The sequence below is a fragment of the Streptomyces sp. NPDC017246 genome (genome assembly GCF_044331325.1).
In the GTDB taxonomy this organism is placed as follows: domain Bacteria; phylum Actinomycetota; class Actinomycetes; order Streptomycetales; family Streptomycetaceae; genus Streptomyces.
Window position 1 is genome coordinate 79,595 of record NZ_JBIRMW010000013.1, and the last position, 20,202, is coordinate 99,796.

A 20,202-nucleotide genomic window follows, 5' to 3' on the forward strand; every position below is an offset into this window, starting at 1 on the left:
CACGATGCCCCACCCCCGACTCGTACCCGAACCCACCCATCTCCAGCTTCTGGCCGACAGGTTCGCCTTCGACGGCGCGACCGCGCTCAGGGTCTCGCCCGGCGCCGAAGGCGCGGCCCGGCTGCTGCGCACCCTGCTCGGGCCGGCCACCGGTCTGCCGCTGCCCGCGCGCCCGGACGGCTCCGTCGTCCTGGCCCTCGACCACGCCCTCACCGGGCTGGGCGAGGAGGGCTACGGCCTGACCGTCGGCCCCGAAGGGGTGCTGCTGCGGGCCGCCCGCCCCCAGGGGCTCCTCGCCGGAATCCAGACCCTCCGTCAGCTCCTGCCCGTCGAAGCCCTCGCCTCCGGGCCCGTCGCCGGCGTCGCGTGGTCCGTCCCCTGCGTACAGATCACCGACACCCCGCGGTTCCCCTGGCGCGGCTCCATGCTCGACGTCGCCCGCCGCTTCCAGCCGGTCTCCTACCTCCGGCGCTACGTCGACCTCCTCGCCCTCCACAAACTCAACGTCCTCCACCTCCATCTCACCGACGACCAGGGCTGGCGGATGCCGGTCGCCGCGCTCCCCCGGCTCACCGAGGTCGGAGGCGTACCGCACGGCGGCGCCTACACCCGGGCCGAGCTCACCGGCCTGGTGACGTACGCGGCGGAGCGCGGCGTCACCGTCGTGCCCGAGATCGAGATGCCGGGCCATGTCCGTGCCGCCCTCGCCGCCTATCCCGAGCTGGGCAACCACCCGGGCCGCACCTATGACGTGTGGGACCGGTGGGGCGTGTGCGACACGATCCTCGGCGTCCACGACAAGGCCCTCGACTTCTGCCGGACCGTCCTGGACGAGGTGATGGACGTCTTCCCGTCCCCGTACGTCCACATCGGCGGAGAGGAGTGCCCCACCACCGAGTGGCACGCATCCCCCGCCGCGCGCCGACGGGCCGCCGAAGAGGGGCTGCCGGGGCCCTCGGCCCTGCACGGCTGGTTCATGGAGCAGGTCGGACGCCACCTCCTCGACGCCGGCCGCCGGCCGCTGAGCTGGACCGAGAACGGCGCCGACCTCCCGCCGTACTTCACCGTCATGCCCTGGCGCGACGCCGACCACGGCCGCACCGCGGTCCGCCGCGGACACCCCGTCATCATGGCGCCGCACCGCACCACCTACCTCGACTACCCCCAGTCCGCCAGCCCCACCGAGCCGCCCGGCCAGGCCGGCGAGGTCGTCGACCTGCGCACCGTCCACGGCAACGATCCGGCACCGGCGGACTGGAGCCCCGAGGAGGCCGCCCGGGTCCTCGGCTCCCAGGTCCAGCTGTGGACCGAGTACGTGCCCACCACGACGCACGCCGAATACCTGACCTTCCCGCGGCTCTGCGCCCTCGCCGAGGTCGTCTGGACCGGCCGCCACGACTGGCCGGGCTTCCAGGAGCGGCTGCACCACCACAGGACACGGCTCGACGTCCTCGGGGTGCCGCGCCGTCCGGCCCCCGCCCCGGGGCCCCTCCCCGTCCCCGTCCCCGCTCCATGACCCCGCCCGTACGTCCGGAACCACCCCACCCAAGGAGAGGAACCACCATGAACCACCGCACAAGCAGCAGGAACCTGCGGATCCGTGCCGCGCTCGCCGTCGCCGCGGTGACCGGGCTCGGCGCCACCGCGCTCACGGCCCTTCCGGCCGCGGCCGCCGGTGAGGCCGTCACCGTCCAGTACCGGCAGAGCGCCACCGGCAGCGACCAGGTCGAGCCCTGGCTCAAGGTGGTCAACACCGGCACGTCGAGCGTCCCGCTGAGCCAGGTCAAGGTGCGCTACTACTTCAAGGCCGACGCGGGAGCCTCGTACACCTATGCCTGCTCGTGGGCGGTGAAGGGCTGCGCGAACCTCACCGGCACCTTCGGCACCCTGGCGAACCCCACCGCGACCGCCGACCGCTACCTCGAGATCGGCTTCACCGGCGGTGCCGGTTCGCTCGCGCCGGGCGCCGACACCGGCGACATGCAGCTGCGCTTCCACCGCTCCAACTGGCAGCCGCTGAACCAGAGCGACGACTACTCCTTCGGGCCGACGCAGACGACGTACGCCAACTGGTCCAAGGTCACGGCCACCGTGGGCGGCACCCCGGTCTGGGGCACCGCCCCCGCGGGCAACGAGCCGACCCCGACGCCCACGCCGACCGGCCCGACGACCCCGCCGCCCACCGGGGCCGCGCTCTTCGACGACTTCGACTACACCGGCCACACGGACCCTGCGATCAACGCCCACGGCTGGAACGTGCGCTCCAACTCCGGCGGCCCCGGGGTGCCGGGAGCCACCTGGGCCCCCGAGAACGTCACCTTCGCCAAGGAGGGTACGAACTCGATCATGAACCTGCGGAGCTCCACCGCAGGAACCGGTGAGTCCACCCGGCACACCGAGATCCTCACGCAGGCCACGAAGTTCAAGAACGGCACGTACGCGGCGCGTGTGCGCTTCTCCGACGCCCCGGTGTCGGGCCCGGACGGCGACCGCGTCGTGCAGACCTTCTTCACCATCAACGACCTCAAGGCGCCGATGGCCGACGACTACGCCGAGTACGACTTCGAGTACCTCCCCAACGGCGGCTGGGGCGAGCCCGCGAACATCCTCTACACCACCTCGTGGGAGACCTACCGGCCCGACCCCTGGGAGGCCGTCAACCAGCACTCCGAGTCCCGGACGAGCTACGCCGGCTGGCACGACCTCGTGCTGACCGTCGACGACAGCGCGATCGTCTACTACGTCGACGGCCAGGAGTTCGGCCGGCACGACGCCCGGTACCTCCCCGAGCGGCCGATGTCGATCAACTTCAACCAGTGGCTGATCGACCTCGCCGGGCAGACCTCGACGACGCCCCGCTCCTACGACCAGAAGGTCGACTACGTCCTGCACGTCAAGGACCAGGTCCTGACGCCGGCGCAGGTGGCCGCCAAGGTCGGGGCGTACCGCTCGGCGGGCAAGGCCTTCGAGGACACCGTGCCGGCCGCGCAGTAGCCCGTCCCGGTGGGCCGTCGTCCGGGGGACGGCGGCCCACCGCCGGGTGTCAGGGGGTGCGGCAGGTCGGGTCGTCGACGGCGCTCACGGTGTACGGGGGCCGGCCCGGCGGCTCGTCCAGCTGGCTGTTGACCACGTAGAGGCGGCAGCCGTGCCGGGCGAGGGTGGTCGGCAGGTCGAAGGGCTCTCCCGTGAGGCGATGGGTCACCGTGCCCGTGCGCAGCTCCTCGTCGAGGCGGGCGATGTAGACGCCGTGCGGCGCACCGTAGTTGAGGACGGCGTAGAGGGTCCGGCCGTGCAGGACCATGCCGTCGGCGCCGAAGGACTCCTCACCGAGGGCGAGCCGGGTGACGTCCTTGTCGGAGGTGCCGATCCGCCAGACCGCTTCGGTGCCGTTGGAAGCGACCAGCAGGGTGGTGCCCGTCTCGTTCGCCACGATGCCGTTCAGCAGCCAGTACTGAGCGGGGAACCGGGGAAAGGCGGCACGGATGTCGAGCCAGGGTTCGAGAGGGCCGACGGTGCCGCCGCGGATGGTCGCCCGGTGCACGACGGGGTTGGCCCAGTCGGTCGCGTACACCGCGTCCTTGGTCACGACGAGGTCGTTGAGATCGGGACCGCCGAGCGGTCCGTCCTCGGCGGTGCGGGTGGCGAGCAGTCGCCCGTGCCGGTCGTGGACGGTGAGGGTCGCCCCGCCCACCGAGAAGACCCGGCCGCGGCGGTCGGTGTGGACGCCCAGGGTGCTGGGACGCTCCTCCAGGCCGCGGGCGGGGAAGGGGCTGAGCTCCGGGCGCCCGATGTGGCCCCGGTAGAGGGCGCCCGTGCCGTCCGAGGACACGAACAGGGTGCCGTCCGGGGTGACCGTGATCCCCTCGGGGAGGACCCCGGGTGCCCGGGAGACGACATAGGTGTCGGGCAGGTCCCGGGCGACGGCGGGGCCGGGCGCCCCGGCGAGGGCGGTGAGCAGGACGGCGGCGGCGAGGCAGGCGGTACGGGCGGGGACGCGGCGCATCGGTGGGGCCTCCGGCTGGGGGTTCGGTGAGGTGGACACGGGGAGCGTGCTCCGTCCTCGTGCGGAACGCATCGCCTTTCACCCCTGGGTGAAAGGGTCCGCCGGGCCGATAATCGGTCGGCATGATCCGTCTTCACTTCACGGCCGACGATCTGCGGAGGATCACGCTCGCTCCGGCGGCCGACGCGCTCTCGGAGACCGCCCTGAGCCTCCGACTCGGCCTGGGTACGGGCCTGGGTACGGGACTGCGTACGGGCCTGGGTACGGGCCCCCGCGCGGACCTGCGGTCGGGCCCTCGTCCTCCGGATCCACGTCCGGGGTCGCGTCTTTCGGAGTCACGTCCCGGTTCTCGTACGGGCGGTGGGCGCGAAGGGCACGGCGGCGGCGGTCTGCGGACGCGGTGGGCGCGGCCCGCCGCTCTGGAGTGGCACCGCTCGCTTCGGGGCCGGGCGGTCGCCGGGGCGGGTGTCCTGGCCGAGCTGGTCGGCGAGGACGGCTTCGTCCCGGACTTCCTGCTGCAGCCGTCGGCCCACGACTTCGAGGAGGCCCTGGGGTCGGCCGCCGCGACGCCCGCCGAGCGGCTGGCCCTCGATCTGGGGATTCCCTCGGTAGCCGGCTGGAACGGCGGTCTGGGCCGCCCCGGCCGCTGGGCCCACGACCTCGCCCAGGGCGTCCCTGCCGCGTCCACCGCGCTCGTCGAGGACGCGCGCCGCTACTTCCGCGCATCGGTCGAGCCGCTCTGGCCACGGATCCGCGCCGACGCCCTGACCGATCGGGCGCTGCGGGCGGAGATGCTGCTGCGCGGGGGTGTCGACGCCCTCCTGACGACGCTGGGCACGACCTGGCACTGGCAGCCCCCGACGCTGCACCTGCCCTCGGGATCGACGTACGACATCCCGCTGTGCGGGCGCGGGCTGCTTCTCGTCCCTTCGTGGTTCGCAACCGGTCCGATGGTGATGTACCGCCCCGAGGCGGCGACGGTGCTGGTCTATCCGATGTACGACGACGGTGCCGGCGCGGGCCGGGCGGGCGGGTCCGCCGACCGGCCGGAGGCGCTGGCCGCGCTGCTCGGCCGCACCCGGGCGCAGGTGCTCGGGCTGCTGCGTGCCCCGGCGACCACCACGGCCCTCGCCGAGCGGGCCGCCGTCTCGCTCGCGGCCGCCAGTCAGCACGCGGGGGTCCTGCGGGGCGCGGGTCTGGTCGCCACCGTACGGACGGGCACCTCGGTGCTCCACAGCCTCACTCCGCTCGGTGCCTCTCTGCTGGCCGGGGACTGAACGGCGACGACACACGGTGAGGACGCCGGGCAGGGTCGTGGGACCGCGGGCCGCCCGGGTGTGCGGGGCCCCGGCCGGCTCAGCCTCCGGACCGGGCGCATTCCGCGCTGTCGCCGCCGCTGCGGCAGCCCACGACCGTGTCGGACCGCTCCGTGGCCGGACGGTCGCGCTCGTCCTCGTGCCGCTGCGCCGCCATCCCGCCGGCGATGACGACGGCGACGAGCGTGGCCATGAAGCCCTGGCTGATCACCGTGATCACGGCCTTGGCCCTGGCCGCGATCACCGTCGCCCCGAAGGCGAGCAGGCCGACCCCGCCCGCCCAGGGCAGATAGCCCGACAACGGGTCGATCCTGCCCGGCACGGCCGGGTCCAAGGACACCCCGGTGAGCAGCCATGCGCCGAAGATCACCACCAGGAGTGCCAGTTCCAGGACCAGCAGGCCGCATCCGGCGCCGATGTCGGCGCCCCGGTCCGCGTGGTCACCCGTCCGGTCGGAGCCCATGGAGTGTCGGGTCATGGCGCCACGATGCCGACCCGGGCGGACGAGCGCATGAGTAGCGGTACTCAGGTTCTCCGCCCGCGTGCGTCCCGCGTCCCGGCCCGGCCCTCCGCCGGTCCCGCGTCCCGGCCCGGCCCTCCGCCGGTCCCGGGGACACACGGCCTCTCCGCGTGGGGGCGGGCGGCCGCCGCGTGCCGGGCGGACCGTCCCGGGGGATGCTGGGGGTATGGGTGGCACTCCCGGGGTGCGGCTGTCGAAGAAGCGACTCCCACCCGCCTACGCGGCGGCCCTTCGGCGGTCGGCGCGGGTCACGCTCGCCGGAGCCGCGGGTTTCTACCTCTTCCTGTACGGCTTCGACTCGTCCGTCGCCGCCACGTACGCGCTCTTCGCCGCGGTCGCGATGGCGGGTCTGTCGCACATCCCCGGCACCGGCCGGCAGCGCGCCGCGACCCTGGTGCCCGTGGTGCCCGCGTGCTGGGTGCTCATCGCCATCGGCACCTATCTGTCCGTGCGGACGTGGAGCGCGGTCCTCGGCATGCTGGTCGTCGGGTTCACCCTGGCCTTCATGGCCGTGGGAGGACCGCGGCCGTCCGGTGCGGCCCCGGGGCTGCAACTGATGTACATCCTGCCGTCCTTCCCGCCCTACGTCCCCGAATCGCTCGGCGAACGGCTGGTGGGGGCGACGGTCGGCCTGGCGCTGCTGATCGTCGCCGAGGCGTTCGTCCTGCCCGATCGCGCGCGGGGCGTCCCGTACCGCGAGCTGGCAGCCCGGGCCGCCGACCGGGCGGGGCGCTGCGCCGACGCGCTGGTCTCGGCCCCGTACACGCTCGACGACACGGCGCGGCGGGTTTCCCGGGAGTTGAGCGGAGGACTGCGGTCCTCCCGGGTGCCGGAGGCGGAACGGCCCGCGGGGCCGGGCGTCCGCGCCCGGGGCCTGGCGCACACCGGTCTGGCCGCCCGCACCCTGTTGGGGCGGCTGGCGGCGTTGCCGCCGTTCTCCGGCGATCCCGCGGCGGACCGGGCCGGCCCGGAGGTGCTGCGCGCGGTGCGGGACGCGTCCTCGGAGACCGCGGCCCGACTGCGTGGCCGGGAGAGCGGCGGGGACGCCCGGGCCCGGCTCCGGGAGGCCCGTCAGGCCTTGTCGAGGGGGCCCGAGCCGCGTGACGCCCCGCCCGGCGAGCTGCGCCGCCACGCGGCGGTCCTGGAAGTGGCCGACGCCGCCCTCGCGATGTCCACGGCGGCGGAGATCGCCGTACGGGGCAGGGCCGCCTCCGCCGCGGCGCCGGGACGGTTCTGGTACGCGCGGATGCGGGCGCCACAGCTCTGGTGGCGCCGCCTTTCGGGGCACGTGGGCCAGCGGTCGGTCTTCTTCCAGAACGCGGTGCGGATCGCTCTGGCCCTCGCGGCGGCGCGGACGATCGCCGGTCTCGACACGCTGCCGCACGGCTTCTGGATGCTTCTCGCCACCCTCACCCTGACCCGTACGACGGCGCGGGAGACCAGGAGCACGGTACGGGTGGCGCTCACCGGGACCCTGGTGGGGGCGCTCGTCGTGGCCGCGCTGCTGGCGCTGGTCGGGACGGACACGGCGGTGTACGCCGCCGCGCTGCCCCCGCTGATGCTGGTCGCCTTCACGCTGGGGCCGGTGAAGGGGGTGGGGTGGGCGCAGGCGATGTTCACGATGGTCATCGCCCTGGTCTTCGCCCAGCTGGCCCCCGCGACCTGGCGGCTCGCCGAGTTCCGTCTCCTCGACGTGATCGCGGGAAGTGCCGTCGGCGCGGTGTTCGGGCTGCTCGCCTGGCCCCGGGGCGCCCACGACGAGCTGCGGCGGTCGGTGGCGACGATGCTGCGGACCGCCGCGGAGACGGTGGTGGCGACGACCGCGCAGCTCGCCGCGGGCGGGGATCGGACGCCGGTGGCCACCGCGCCGGGGCACCGGTCGCTGCAGCACGCCCTGATCATGGCGGAATCGGCGTACGCGCAGTACCGGAGCGAGCCGAAGGCGCTCGCCGCTCCGGACGACGCACAGGACTGGCAGGCCGCCCTGCTGTCCGGCCACCACACGCTGTGGGGTGCGGACCGGCTGCTCGTGCCACCCGGGCCGGCCACCGCCCCGCCCCTGGCCCGGGAACCGGCCGAGGCGGTCACACGGATCGGCGACCGGGTGGCCGCGGGCATGCTCCTGGTCTCCGCCCGGCTGGATCCCAGCGGCGACACGCCCGGCACCCCGGTGGGCCTCGGCACCCGCGCCTTCGGCGATTTCTCCGCCGAGCCACCGGGTGCCCCCCGGCCGTACTACGCGGCCGTGGAGTGGCTGGACGCGCTGATGACGGACGTGGAGCGGATCGCGGCCGACGGGCATGGTGCGGATCGCGGACGGCCGCAAGTGAGCTGAACCACATGAGGATTGGCTGTTCAGAGCCTGAACGGCCGGGCTCCGAAGTGCGACAGCGAAGCGTTAGCACGACGGCAGCGGGACGTGAGCGGCGCGCGGGAACCTGGAAGGGACCACCGTGGCCGGCGAGCCGGCCACGGACCAGCAGTTCAGCAGACCACGGGGACCTCACCATGCGTGTCGACCATCGGCCGGGGAACGACGGTACGGCCGTGCCGGGCGACCGGCCGCGTCGGGACGATCGAGGCGAGTGAGAAAGAGCAGGTAGCGGAAGTGCTCACCAAGCGGGTGACGGTGACCGTCCACGCATCCGATCCACTCAGTCGGGCCGGGCTCATCAGCCACTTGCGGCACCAGCCGACGGTCGACGTCGTCCCTGACCAGGACGACGGGAGCCGCGACGGCCCGGCGGTGGCCGTGATGCTCGCGGAGCGGATCGACGATCCCACCACGGCGGAACTACGGCGCCTGCTGCGCGGGCGGGACCAGCGGGTCGTGCTCGTCGCGCGCGAGCTGCGCGAGCCCGACCTGCTCGCGGTCGTCGAGTACGGGGTACGTGCCATCATCTGGCGCCATCAGGCCACCGAGCAGCGGCTGTTGAGCGCGGTGCACAGCGCCGCGCGCGGCGAGGGCGAGCTGCCGCCGGATCTGGTCAGCCGCCTGCTGCACCAGGTGGGGCGGCTGCAGCGGGCGACGACTGCGGGAGCCGCGACCGGCGGGGCGGCGCCGCTCTTCGGGATGGCGCCGCGCGAGGTGGACGTCCTGCGGCTGCTCGCCGAGGGTCTCGACACCCGGCAGATCAGCGAGCGGCTCGCCTACTCCGAACGCACCGTCAAGAACATCCTGCACGCGCTGATGACGCGTCTGCAGCTCACGAACCGGGCGCATGCCGTCGCGTACGCGCTCCGCGAAGGCTACATCTGATGATCCATGAGATCGACGAGGCACTGCGGGGGCTCCTCGCGCCCGCCGTGACCGGCGAGGTCGCGTTCGACGCGCCGACCCGTGACTGGGCGGCGCGCCGCAACGCCCCGACCCTGAACGCCTATCTGTACGACATCCGGGAGGACGTGGCGCGCCGGGAACGCGGTGCCTACGCCGAGCGGGACGCCCAGGGGATCGTGACCCGCAGGCGCCAGGCTCCGCGCTGGTTCCGGCTCTCGTACCTGGTGACCGCCTGGACCTCCCGGCCGGAGGACGAGCACCGGCTGCTCTCGGGTGCGATGGCGCTGCTGCTCCCCCACGAGATGCTGACCGGCGCGGCCGTGCCGGAGTCCGTGCGCCCGATCGCCGCGTCCCTCCCGCTCTCCGTCGCGGTACCGCCCGCCGAGTCGCGTTCGCTCGCGGACATCTGGTCGGCGCTCGGCGGCGAGCTCAAGCCCTCGCTGGACGTCGTCATCACCACTCCGTTCCCGGTCACCCCGGTGTACGAGGTGGCGCCGCCGGTCACCGAGGGAGAGATCGTCGTGCGCGGGACCGACGGCGTGCCCGCCGAGTCGAGGCCCCGGACGATGCGGCGCCCGGGGATCAAGGAGACCGTGGGGACCGTCAAGGGCAGGAAGGGTGTGAGCGGGGCATGAGCGATGCTCACGGCGTGGCCGGGCTGATCCTCGGCCTGCGGACGCGCGTCGCCGCGCTCGTGGACGCCCGCAGCGCCACCGACCCGACGGCCGGTGATCCGATGCGCGGGCTCTTCCTCACCGGGGAGACCGCCCGCCGGATCGCCGAGGGGCCGGCGCACGACAGGGACCACACTGCCGGCGAGGAGCTGCCGGACCTCGGCCGGGGCGATCGGCTCGGTGTGCTGGCGGGGGCCTTCGGACTGTCCCCGCTCGACGCGCACATCCTCCTCGCGGCGCTCGCGCCCGATGTGGACCGGGGCTTCGAGGCGCTGTACGGGTACCTCAACGACGATGTCGGGCGGCGGCGCGCCACCATGGCGCTCACCCTCGACCTCGCGGCCGCCGACCCGTTCGACGCGGCCGCCCGCGACCGCTTCCACCCGGCCGCACCGCTGCGCTCCGGGGGTCTGCTGGACATCGACGACGAGGACCGGCCGCTGCCCGGCAGGGCGCTGCGCGTGCCGGAGCGGGTCGTGGCACATCTGCTGGGCGACGACAGCCGGTTGGACGCCCGGCTGATGGGCGCGGGTGTGGAGTTGCTGCCCGCCGCCGGTGCGGACACGGAGGGGGTGCCCACTCCGCTGGGCGCCCGGGTCGCCGCCGCGGGGCCCGTCACCGTCCATCTGCGGGAGCGCGTCCCCGGGGCCGCCACCGACGCCGTGGTGGCGGCGCTGCTCGGCGCGGGGCGGCCGGTGCTGCGGTACCGGCCGGAGTCCGTCGACACGGTGGTGGCGCGGGCCCTGCTGCGCGAGGCCCGGCTGCGCGGCGCCGCCGTGGTCGTCGAGCCGCTGCCGCCGCAGCCCGGTCCGCTGGTGCGCGTACTCGCCTCGTCGGGTACGACGGTGGTGCTCGCCGGAGTCGACGCACCCGACCCCGGGTGGGCGCCCGACGCGGAGCTCCTGACCCTTGACGCGCCGGCGGGCCGGACGGGTCCCGGCGATCTGTGGCATCGCGAACTCGGCCTGATGGAGGGTGACTTCGATCTGGACGAGGCCACGGCGCCGTATCGCCTCAGCGGCGACCAGGTCCGCCGCGCGGCCCGTACCGCGCGGGCGCTCGCCGCGTTCGAGGGCACCGCCGTGACCCGGGCGCAGGTGCAGCACAGCGCTCGGCTGGTCTCGGCTCCCCTGCTCGACAGCCGTGCGCGGCGGATCCGGCCGGCCGTCGGCTTCGCCGACATCGTCCTCCCCGAGGAACCGCTGGGGCTGCTGCGCGAGTTGACCGGCCGGGCCCGTCACCGGGACCGGGTGCTCGGCGAGTGGAGACTGCGGACCGGCGGCGGACGCGGGCGCGGTGTCGTCGCACTGTTCGCGGGCGAGTCGGGCACCGGAAAGACACTCGGCGCCGAGGTCGTCGCGGGCGAACTCGGCCTGGATCTCTATGTGGTGGACCTCTCCGCGGTGGTCGACAAGTACGTCGGCGAGACCGAGAAGAACCTGGAGCGGATCTTCGTCGAGGTGGACCGCACGGACTGTGTGCTGCTCTTCGACGAGGCCGACGCGGTCTTCGGCAAGCGGTCGGAGGTGAAGAGCTCGCACGACCGGTACGCCAATCTGGAGAGCGCCTATCTGCTCCAGCGTCTTGAGGCGTTCGACGGGATCGCGGTGCTCACCACCAACCTCAGGGCCAACATCGACGACGCGTTCACGCGCCGGCTCGATCTGGTCGTGGACTTCCCCTTCCCGGATCCCGAGCAGCGGGTCTCGCTCTGGCACGCCTGCCTCGCGGGCACCCCCACCGCGGAGTGCGTGGCCGAGGAGATCACGCGCTGTGCGAAGGAGTTCGAGCTGGCGGGCGGCGCGATCCGCTCGGCCGCGGTGACGGCCGGATACCTTGCCGCGGCCCGTGGCTCGGCGGTGACCGGCGAGGACGTACGGGCCGGCGCGCGGCGCGAGTACCGGAAGGCCGGGCGGCTGGTCCTGGACGCGGGGGCTCCCTGGGCTCCGTAGCGGCGGTGCGAAGACGAAGGAGGGGGCCACCCGGTGCGGGTGGCCCCCTCTGCCGTACTGCCGGGTCCTCTGCCCTCGGCTCACATGACGCTGCCGCCGACCATCGCGCGGATCGTGTTCCAGTCGGCCGTGCCGGTCGGGTCCAGGCCCACGGCCGTCTGGTAGGCACGGATGTACGTCTTGGTCGTATCGCTGTACTTGGTGAGCGTCTGCTTGTCCGTGCGGAGGTAGTCGATGCCGGCCCGGGCGTAGGAGCGCGCCTGCTCCAGGTCGCTCGGGCTGGACTGGCGGTTGTAGGCCCACCAGAAGGCAGCCACCAGCTGGGTGTTCTGCATGGTGTTGGAGCCGGCCTTCACCGTGTCGGGTGTGATGCGCTGGGCCCAGAGCGAGACGAGAGTCGCGCGGCCGAGCTCACCTTCCTTGTCCGTCAGGAAGATCGCGGCGGAGTTCTTCTTGTTCGCCTGACCGTCGTGGACGACCGCGCGCTGGTAGCAGGCGAGGGAGGAGCGGGTCCGGGCGTCGATCACGCCCCTGGTCCAACCCGCCTGGAGTTTGCAGGGGTTGGAGTCCGACATCGCCGCGAGACGTTCCTGGGCGAACTCGACCACCACGTCCTTCGGGTAGCCGGCGCGCCACGGCGGCAGGGTCACCGGAGTGGCGGGCGGAGGCGTGGTCCGCTGGTTTCCGCCGCCACCGGGGTCCGTACCGCCCTGGGTCGGTCCGCCGCCGTCCCCACCGCCGCCACCACCGGGTGAGCCGCCCTCGGTGGGCCCGCCGCCCGTGTTGTCGCCGGTCCCGTCGTCGCCGGCCGGGGGCGGGCCGCCGCCCGTGAGGGGCGGGAGGTCGCCCGGCGGCTTCCCGCCCGGCGTGGGTCCTCCGGTCGAACCGGGCGGCGGCGGCGCGTCGGGAAGCTCGTCCCCGGTGCCCTGCGGAGCGGGCTTGGGCGCGTTGGTCGCCTTGATGTCCTTCGCCGCGCTCACGATCTTCGGGGAGAAGTTGAACCAGAGCACGACGAAGGCGATCACGGCGGTCAGCACGAGTCCGCCCACCACGACGAGCCAGTTCCCGAAGACGGGGCGCTGGTCGAAGGTGGCTTCGAGGTCGAGGGCACTGTCGTCGCCCGCCCGGCGTACGGCCACGGTGAACCGGTGCTGCTCCTCGGCGCCGGTCCATCGGACGGCCTGCGGCCGCACCACGAGTTCGCCGAACGCGGCGCGGCCCGGGGCGATCTGCACGGCGTTCGGCCGTACGTCGAAGGTGAGCCGGTTCGCCTCGTCGCGTGCCACGAGGGACGCGGTCAGCGGGGTGTTGCCGAGGTTGTCCACGGCGATACGGGCGCGGCCGCGGAAGCGGCCGAGGAGCGCGGGGGGCAGCAGTTCGGCGCGGGTCTCGGTGAAGGGTGTGATGGTCAGCCGGCCCTCCACCACGTCGCGGGCGCCGGAGTTCTCCCGGGGGTCGACACGGATGCCGTACGCGAGGGGTCCGGCCTCCACGTCGGAGGAGCGGGGCGGGGCGAAGGATATCTCGGCGGTTCCCTCGCTTCCCGGGTAGAGACGGAGTACGTCCGGCTCGATCCGGGACCAGCCCGAGGGTTTGCCGACGAGGGAGAGGCGGTATTCCTCGACGGTGTCGCCGGTGTTCCGCACCCGCAGTCGGGCGCCGGCCCGGGCTCCGGGCTCGACGGTCACCTCGGCCGGGTCCAGAGAGGTCCACATGGTCATGGGCGAACGTTAAGGGCGCGGGGGTGGCTTCCGGCTGCCCGAAAGTCCCTGCTCCGGGGCAGCGCGGGGTGCCCCCGCGACGTACCGTCCAGGCATCCCCGGCCGCCGCACGCCCCCGGCGGGCCCGGGTACACGGGTCCGGTGTCCGCGAGGGCAATCGCCGCTGCCCTTGTGAGCGCCCCTTCTTCCCTCGCCGGGACGACGGGGCTCGACGAGAGTCGGTGGTGTTCGACCGCTGCCCCCGGCCGAGGGCAGGCCGCGCCGCGGCGGGCCTCGGGGAGCGCGGCGTTCGCGGCGCCGGTGCGGCAGCGGTGCGGCGGTCGGCGGGAGTGGAGGCCCACGGGCCGCGTGCTCGCCACCGCCACCCCTCGCCGTGACCCCGCACGACCACCGCATTCCGCAGAACCACGCCCTCCGAGGAGACCACGCACCATGCCCACGTACCTGTCCCCCGGCGTCTACGTCGAGGAAGTCGCCAGCGGCTCCCGCCCCATCGAGGGCCTCGGGACCTCTGTCGCCGCGTTCGTCGGGCTCGCGCCCGTCGGGCCGCTCAACGAGCCGGTGCTCGTCACCAACTGGTCGCAGTACGTCGCGTCGTTCGGTGACTTCACGGACGGGTACTACCTCGCCCACTCCGTGTACGGCTTCTTCAACAACGGTGGCACCGCCGCGTACGTCGTGCGCGTCGGCGGTGGGGACGCGCAGGGCGCCACGAAGGCCGTCGGCTCCGCCGCCTCCGCCGCAGCTCCGCAGCTCGTCGCCGGTGAGGCCGTCGCGCTCGGCACCTTCCGGGTCGCCGCGATATCCGCCGGCTCCGAGGCCGGCGGTGCGCTGACCGTCGAGGTGCAGGACGTCGAGGGCGAGACCGAGCGGTTCAAGCTGCTCGTCAAGGACGGCGAGAAGGTCGTCGAGAGCTTCGACGCCTCCGCCAAGAAGAGCGCCCGCAACTACGTCGTCGCGCAGGTCAAGCAGCGTTCCAGGACCATCGTCCTCGAAGAGGCGGCGGCCGGCGCGCAGCTCGCCAAGCCCGACGCGCAGTCCGTGACCCTCGCTCCGCCCGCGCAGATTCCGGCGCAGGTCCCGGCGCAGGCCGATGCCGCCGCCGCGCTGGAGTCCAAGCAGTTCATCGGCGACTCCGCCGACCGGACCGGCTTCGGCGGGCTCGAGGCGTACGACGAGATCAACATGGTCGCCGTACCGGATCTGATGGCCGCCTACCAGCAGGGGCTCATCGATCTGGAGCAGGTCAAAGCCGTCCAGCTCGGTCTCGTCGCGCACTGCGAGCTGATGGGCGACCGGATGGCGATCCTCGACCCGCCGCCGTCGCTCAACGCCCGCGACATCCGCAAGTGGCGCCAGGAGTTCGCCGGTTACGACTCCCCGTACGCGGCCCTCTACTACCCGTGGATCAAGTCCTTCGACCCGGCGAGCGGCCAGACCCGTGTGGTGCCGCCGTCCGGTCACATGGCCGGAGTCTGGGCGCGCAACGACGCCGAGCGCGGTGTCCACAAGGCCCCCGCCAACGAGATCGTGCGCGGCGCGGTCGACCTGGAGCTCCAGATCACCCGCGGCGAGCAGGACCTGCTCAACCCGATCGGCGTGAACTGCATCCGCGCCTTCCCGGGCCGCGGCATCCGGGTGTGGGGCGCGCGGACGCTGGCCTCCGACCCGGCGTGGCGCTACCTGAACGTCCGCCGCTACTTCAACTACCTCGAGGAGTCGATCCTCGTCGGTACCCAGTGGGTCGTCTTCGAGCCCAACGACCAGTCGCTGTGGGCCCGCATCCGCCGCAACATCTCGGCCTTCCTCGTCAACGAGTGGCGTCAGGGGGCCCTGTTCGGCCAGCGGGCCGAAGACGCCTTCTACGTGAAGTGCGACGCCGAGACCAACCCGCCGGAGTCCGTCGACCTCGGCCGCGTGGTCTGCGAGATCGGCATCGCCCCGGTGAAGCCCGCCGAGTTCGTGGTCTTCCGGCTCGCCCAGATCCAGGGCGGTGGGGGCGAGCTGGAGGAGTAGTCCTCCCCGCCCACTCTTCGCCCCCGGCCTCCCGACCTCGGGTCCGTACGCCTGCCGCGTCCGGATCCACCCCTTGAACAGGAGTGAACCCCCATGTCCCTCGACACCGGTGACGCCCTCACCACCCACAATTTCGGCCTGCAGATCGACGGCGTCATGGTCGAGACCCTGCAGGAGATCAGCGGCCTCTCGATGGAGCAGGACGTCATCGAGTTCCAGCAGGTCTCGGCGGACGGCAAGCCGATGATCAAGAAGCTCCCCGGTGTGAAGAAGGCCGGTGAGTGCACGGTGACCCGCGGCGCCACCCAGTCCGCCGCCTTCACCGAGTGGATCTCGTCCTCCATCGCCGGCGACATGGGCTCGGCCCGTAAGGACGCGTCCATCATCTTCCTCGACTACCAGCTCACCGAGGTGAAGCGGTACAACCTCCGCAACGCCTGGTGCACCAAGGTGGAGCTGAGCGCCACCAAGGCCGGCGACGCCGCGGCGTTGACCGAGCAGGTCACCATCACCTTCGAAGAGCTGACGCTCGGCTGATGCGACGCGAGGGAGCGGCGGGAGCGCAGCAGGGCCGCCGACAGGAGCCGCTCCGTACGGAGTTCGAGTTCGAGCTGCCGCGCGGGTTCGTCGACGAGGCGGGCACCGTGCACCGCGACGGGGCGATGCGGCTGGCCACGGCCAGGGACGAACTGCTCCCGCTGCGGGACATCCGGGTCCGTGAGAACCCGGCGTACCTGTCCGTGGTGCTGCTCGGCCGGGTGATCACCCGGCTGGGCACGCTTCCGTCGGTCCACGACGGGACGGTGGAGAACATGTTCGCCTCCGACCTGGCGTTCCTCCAGGACTTCTACCGGCAGATCAACGCGGAGGGTCACACCAGGGCCGCCGTCGCCTGCCCGCACTGCGAGGAGTCCTTCGAGGTCGAGCTGGCCGGGAGCCGCCTGGGGGAATCGTGACGTACGCGGCCGACCGGATCGAGGAGGAGACCGCGTACCTCGCCTTCCATTTCCACTGGGGCATGGACGACATCCTCGATCTGGAGCACGCGGACCGGCGCGGGTACGTGGCCCAGGTGGCCTCGCTGGTGGAACGGTCACAGGCGTAACGACAGGGCAGGGAAGGGAGGTTGGAGGAGACAGTGGGAATGTTCGAGAAGTGGCGGGCGGCGCGGTCCTCGCGCGGCGCGGAATCCGGTGCGCGCGAGGAGAGCTCGGCGCCCGTCGCACCCGCGACGGCGCCCGGGGACGCGTGGCGCGCTCTGCCGCCCGTGCGGCGAGTGCTGGACGGCGGACCGCGCACGGTCGGCGAGTACGGCTTCGCGTCGTCGCTCGCGACCCACTGGAACCCCTCCTTCCAGAGCGACCTGGGCCATGGTGCGGTACCGGACGCGCCCGGGGGCGTCATGCTCGACGCGGTGCGCGCCGTACCCGTACAGAAGTCGGCGGCCCCCTCCGATCCGGCGGTACTTCCGGGACTGCGGCTGCCGGTGGCGGGAGCGGGGCCGGGGGCCGAGGCGGGCGCGAGGCCGGCTTCGGGACCGGCCGTGGCTTCCTCGTCCGCCGCCGCTGCGGGCGGCGGCGGGACGGTGTCCACGCGTGGGGGCCGTCGTGGCGCGACGCCGTCGGCCGTTCAGCGCGCGGCCGAGCCGCCGGTCGGCCGGAGTGGACCGGCCTCTCGTCCCGTACGGGGGGAGTCCGGCGCTCCCGTTCGAGGTGAGGGCGCGGCCGCTCCGGTACGGGGTGACAGCGCGCCGCACACGAACGCGCCTTCGGGCGCGCCCGGTTCCGTGTCCCGTTCGGCCTCCCGGCCCGCGCCCGGGTCCGCCGTCCCGGCGGTTCAGCGCGCCACCACGCCCGCCGGTGGTCAGGATCGGACCGCGCGGACGTCCGCACCGCCCGAGGCGGGTGGCCCCGCCGCCGGGGACACGCCGCGCGCGGCGACGCAGTCCGCCGGTGCCACGCCTCCCCGACCCGTACGGCCCTCGTCCGTCCGGCGCTCGCCGCTGGTCTCCGCCCGGCCCGTGCAGCCGCCGCGACAACTGGCACCCGCCGGTGCCGCACGGCCCGCCGGGACGGCGGCGCCCGGCACGGCCGCCGTCCAGCGGGCTGCGGCCCCTGCCCGTACGCCCGAGAGCGGACCGAGCCCGACGACCGCTCCTCCCACCGCCGCACCGGAGCCCTCGGCTGCCGGGCGGCCCCAGAACGTCCCGGGCCTCTCTTCCCCCGTGGGGCCCGGGACTCCCGACAGCGCGCCGAGCGCGTCCGTCCAGCGCCGTCCTCCGGTACGGCGCTCGCGGCGCGCCCCCGGCGCCGACTGGAACACGACGGCGTCCACGCCGCCGGTGAGCCCGTCCGCCCCGGCGGCTCCGGAGCCCGAGTCGAGTCCGGCGAGCCCCGCGAGCCCTCCGCGGACGGCCCCGGTGACGCCTCCCGCCTCCCCTGCGGCTCCGAAGGCCGAGTCCCGTACCGCCGCTCCGGCACACCTCGCCACGCCTGCCGCACCGTCGGCTCCCGCGACACAGGTGGCTCGCAGCGCCCTCGCCACGCCCGTACCCCCGGCGGCTTCCACGCCTCGGGGATCCTCGGGGCCCGTCGCCACGCCGACGCCCACGGCCGCACCGGTGCGGTCTGCCGCGTCGGCGCCCTCGGCGCACCCGGCTCCCGTGATCGCTCCGGCCCCCGCCGCCGCGCCCACACCTCCGGCGACGCCGACGACTCCCGCGCGACCGGCGACCCCTTCGACGACGGCGGCCCGGACGGCCCCGGCGGCCGCCGCCTCGCCCGTGGTCCCCCCGGCCCCGCCCACTCGGCCGGATCCGCCGAGCTCAAGCTCCTCGACTCCCCCGGCCCGGCCGGGACTCGGTGCCCCCGTCCAGCGCGCCACGGCCGCAACGCCCGCGCCGCATGTGGGCCCCTCCCCCCGACGGTCCCCGATCGGGGCGCCCCTCACCCGCCCGTCCGCGCCCCCGGAGGCATCCGCCCCGCGTCAGGCAGCGACCGCCCCGGGCAGCCCCGTGGCGCCCGCTGCCCGGCCGAGCGGACCCGCCCCGAGCACTCCTCCGGTGACACCCGCCGCCCCGCGGTCCGCGGTGGTCCCCAGCCCGGCCGGGGCGGCGCCCGTCCAGCGAGCGGCAGCACCTCGGACCCCCTCCGGGCCCGAGGTTCCGGGCGTCCCCGGAATGCCCACCGCGAGTGCACCCGCCGCCCCCACCAGTCCGCCCTCTTCGTCGCTCTCACCCACATCCGTACCCACGTCCTCCTCGCCGTCCGTCACGCCTCCACCTGTCGTCCAGCGCGCCACGGCCGCGCCGCTCCCCCGGAGCTCAGCCGCCGCGCCCGCGCCCGCCTCAAGTACTCCCGCGCGGACCCCCGTACGTGTCCCCTCGCCCGCCGTTCCCGCCGCGGTGACCGTCACCGACCTCCCCTGGGCCACCGCACCCACCGTGCAGCGAAGGGCCACCCTCCCGCTCGCCGGCAGGCGACCGCTCACCCCGAGCCTGCCCGGTGCCGCGAATCCGCCGGGCGCCGCCGGCGCGTCCGAGACCGTTCGGACCTCCGGCAGCCCCGCCCCGGACTCCGCGGCCGGTGGCCACCGGCCGGCCGCTCCCCTCGCCACCTCAGGCACGCCGGCCGTCCCCGCCGCCGTTCCCCTCTTCAAGCCGACCGCCGCCGCCCCCTCCCCTTCCCCTTCCCCCGCCCCCGCCGTCCAGCGCGCCTCCGCCGCAGTCACCGGCGCCACCGCCCCGCCCCTCGGTTCCCCTCGGCCCGATGTCCCCGTCGTGGCCATCGCCCCGCCCTCCACGGCGCGCCCCGTCGCCCGGCCGGTGGCCGTCCAGCGCCGGAGCGCTCCCGAGGCCGCCCCGGCGGCCACCCCCGCACCGGCCGTCCCCGTGGTGACCCCGACCCCGCTCCAGCGTTCCTCGGCCGCACCTGTTCCGATTGCCCACGCCCCGCGCGCGGCGACGGTGACCAGGACCGCACCCGCCGCGACCTCCGTACAACGCGCCGACGGTCAGGCCCCCGCCGCCCCACCCTCCGCCGGCTCCGAGTCGCCCACCCAACTGGACGAGTTGGCCCGCCGTCTGGTCACCCCGCTCTCACGTCTCCTGCGCGCGGAACTCCGTGCCGACCGCGAACGGGTGGGCCGCCTCCGCGACCACGGCCGCTGAGCGAGCTCCCCGGTCCCCGCCCGCCGCCGGAGCCGCAGCCTCGACAGAGCCCGACCGACACCGATCCCGCCCTCCACACCGGCACCGCCCGACGATCCGAGAGACCCGCCACCATGACCCAGCAGCTGGACCCCGCATCCACCGTCTTCTTCAAGCTCACCATCGACGGCGAGGACCTCGGCGTGTTCAACAGCTGTGACGGTCTCTCCTCCGAGGTGGAGGTGGAACAGCGCAGGGAGGGCGGCAACAACGGCTTCGTCTGGCAGCTCCCCACCCGCGTCACCTTCTCCACCATCCGCCTCACCCGCCCCCTCACCCCCGAGACCGCGCGCGTGGCCGCCTGGATCTCCTCGCTCGCCACCGGCATCACCCGTCCGACCGCGCAGATCGCGGCCCTGCGTGCCGACGGATCGATCGTCGCCCAGTGGGGCCTGGTCGAGGTGCTGCCGGTCCGCTGGACGGGGCCGACCCTCGACCCGGCCAGCCCGGCCGTCGCGACCGAGACCCTGGAGATCGCGCACCACGGCTTCACCGACGCGGGAGGCTCCTGAG

General features: G+C 74.3%; 17 protein-coding genes. 13 read left to right on the plus strand and 4 right to left on the minus strand.

Going from position 1 to position 20,202, the window contains the following annotated elements:
* Positions 1-4 precede the first annotated feature (4 nt).
* Positions 5-1,516: a beta-N-acetylhexosaminidase gene (locus tag ACH4MY_RS27310; protein WP_398006384.1), complete on the plus strand. Its 1,512-nt coding sequence runs from the start codon at positions 5-7 to the stop codon at positions 1,514-1,516.
* A 47-nt stretch (positions 1,517-1,563) separates the two neighbouring features.
* Positions 1,564-2,994 (plus strand): cellulose binding domain-containing protein, encoded by a 1,431-nt coding sequence (locus ACH4MY_RS27315; protein WP_398006385.1) that lies wholly within the window; start codon positions 1,564-1,566, stop codon positions 2,992-2,994.
* A 49-nt stretch (positions 2,995-3,043) separates the two neighbouring features.
* Here the strand turns inward: ACH4MY_RS27315 and ACH4MY_RS27320 are convergent, their stop codons facing one another.
* Positions 3,044-4,042, minus strand: coding sequence for a hypothetical protein (locus ACH4MY_RS27320; RefSeq protein WP_398006386.1), 999 nt, complete (start codon positions 4,040-4,042; stop codon positions 3,044-3,046).
* Between the two features lie 83 nt (positions 4,043-4,125).
* Between ACH4MY_RS27320 and ACH4MY_RS27325 the strand changes: the two genes are divergently transcribed.
* Complete coding sequence (locus ACH4MY_RS27325) at positions 4,126-5,280, plus strand: ArsR/SmtB family transcription factor (RefSeq protein WP_398006387.1); 1,155 nt, start codon at positions 4,126-4,128, stop codon at positions 5,278-5,280.
* A 79-nt stretch (positions 5,281-5,359) separates the two neighbouring features.
* On the opposite strand, the gene ACH4MY_RS27330 is transcribed toward ACH4MY_RS27325, so the two are convergent.
* The gene (locus ACH4MY_RS27330; RefSeq protein ID WP_398006389.1) at positions 5,360-5,797 is read right to left on the minus strand and encodes a DUF6234 family protein; all 438 of its coding nucleotides are present in this window, start codon (positions 5,795-5,797) and stop codon (positions 5,360-5,362) included.
* 208 nt (positions 5,798-6,005) lie between these two features.
* Here ACH4MY_RS27330 and ACH4MY_RS27335 point away from each other — a divergent pair, with 208 nt between their 5' ends.
* The 4 genes from ACH4MY_RS27335 to ACH4MY_RS27350 all read left to right on the plus strand — a co-directional run bounded on the left by ACH4MY_RS27335 (position 6,006) and on the right by ACH4MY_RS27350 (position 11,745).
* Positions 6,006-8,174, plus strand: a complete 2,169-nt coding sequence (locus tag ACH4MY_RS27335) for an FUSC family protein (RefSeq protein WP_398006390.1) — start codon at positions 6,006-6,008, stop codon at positions 8,172-8,174.
* Between the two features lie 273 nt (positions 8,175-8,447).
* Positions 8,448-9,098, plus strand: a complete 651-nt coding sequence (locus ACH4MY_RS27340; RefSeq protein ID WP_398006519.1) for a LuxR C-terminal-related transcriptional regulator — start codon at positions 8,448-8,450, stop codon at positions 9,096-9,098.
* Positions 9,098-9,754 carry a DUF4255 domain-containing protein gene (locus ACH4MY_RS27345; protein ID WP_398006391.1) on the plus strand — a complete coding sequence of 219 codons (657 nt, stop codon included), beginning with the start codon at positions 9,098-9,100 and terminating at the stop codon, positions 9,752-9,754. Before ACH4MY_RS27340 ends, ACH4MY_RS27345 begins: the two co-directional genes overlap by 1 nt.
* Positions 9,751-11,745: an ATP-binding protein gene (locus ACH4MY_RS27350; RefSeq protein WP_398006392.1), complete on the plus strand. Its 1,995-nt coding sequence runs from the start codon at positions 9,751-9,753 to the stop codon at positions 11,743-11,745. The genes ACH4MY_RS27345 and ACH4MY_RS27350 overlap by 4 nt, the downstream gene beginning before the upstream one ends.
* Positions 11,746-11,825: 80 nt before the next feature.
* On the opposite strand, the gene ACH4MY_RS27355 is transcribed toward ACH4MY_RS27350, so the two are convergent.
* Positions 11,826-13,466 (minus strand): hydrolase, encoded by a 1,641-nt coding sequence (locus ACH4MY_RS27355; RefSeq protein WP_398006393.1) that lies wholly within the window; start codon positions 13,464-13,466, stop codon positions 11,826-11,828.
* Between the two features lie 432 nt (positions 13,467-13,898).
* Here ACH4MY_RS27355 and ACH4MY_RS27360 point away from each other — a divergent pair, with 432 nt between their 5' ends.
* The 4 genes from ACH4MY_RS27360 (at position 13,899) to ACH4MY_RS27375 (ending at position 16,587) form a co-directional block, all read left to right on the plus strand.
* Positions 13,899-15,482, plus strand: a complete 1,584-nt coding sequence (locus ACH4MY_RS27360; protein WP_398006394.1) for a phage tail sheath family protein — start codon at positions 13,899-13,901, stop codon at positions 15,480-15,482.
* A 93-nt stretch (positions 15,483-15,575) separates the two neighbouring features.
* A complete protein-coding gene (locus ACH4MY_RS27365; RefSeq protein WP_398006395.1) occupies positions 15,576-16,019 on the plus strand; it encodes a phage tail protein in 444 nt (147 codons plus the stop codon).
* Positions 16,019-16,438 (plus strand): hypothetical protein, encoded by a 420-nt coding sequence (locus ACH4MY_RS27370; RefSeq protein WP_398006396.1) that lies wholly within the window; start codon positions 16,019-16,021, stop codon positions 16,436-16,438. The genes ACH4MY_RS27365 and ACH4MY_RS27370 overlap by 1 nt, the downstream gene beginning before the upstream one ends.
* On the plus strand, positions 16,435-16,587 hold the full coding sequence (locus tag ACH4MY_RS27375) for a DUF6760 family protein (RefSeq protein WP_329286508.1): 153 nt from the start codon (positions 16,435-16,437) through the stop codon (positions 16,585-16,587). Before ACH4MY_RS27370 ends, ACH4MY_RS27375 begins: the two co-directional genes overlap by 4 nt.
* A 758-nt stretch (positions 16,588-17,345) precedes the next feature.
* Here the strand turns inward: ACH4MY_RS27375 and ACH4MY_RS27380 are convergent.
* Positions 17,346-18,287, minus strand: a complete 942-nt coding sequence (locus tag ACH4MY_RS27380; RefSeq protein ID WP_398006397.1) for a hypothetical protein — start codon at positions 18,285-18,287, stop codon at positions 17,346-17,348.
* Positions 18,288-18,885: 598 nt separating this feature from the next.
* Here ACH4MY_RS27380 and ACH4MY_RS27385 point away from each other — a divergent pair.
* On the plus strand, positions 18,886-19,650 hold the full coding sequence (locus tag ACH4MY_RS27385) for a hypothetical protein (protein ID WP_398006398.1): 765 nt from the start codon (positions 18,886-18,888) through the stop codon (positions 19,648-19,650).
* A 113-nt stretch (positions 19,651-19,763) separates the two neighbouring features.
* Positions 19,764-20,201 (plus strand): phage tail protein, encoded by a 438-nt coding sequence (locus ACH4MY_RS27390; protein ID WP_398006399.1) that lies wholly within the window; start codon positions 19,764-19,766, stop codon positions 20,199-20,201.
* Position 20,202: the final 1 nt, after the last annotated feature.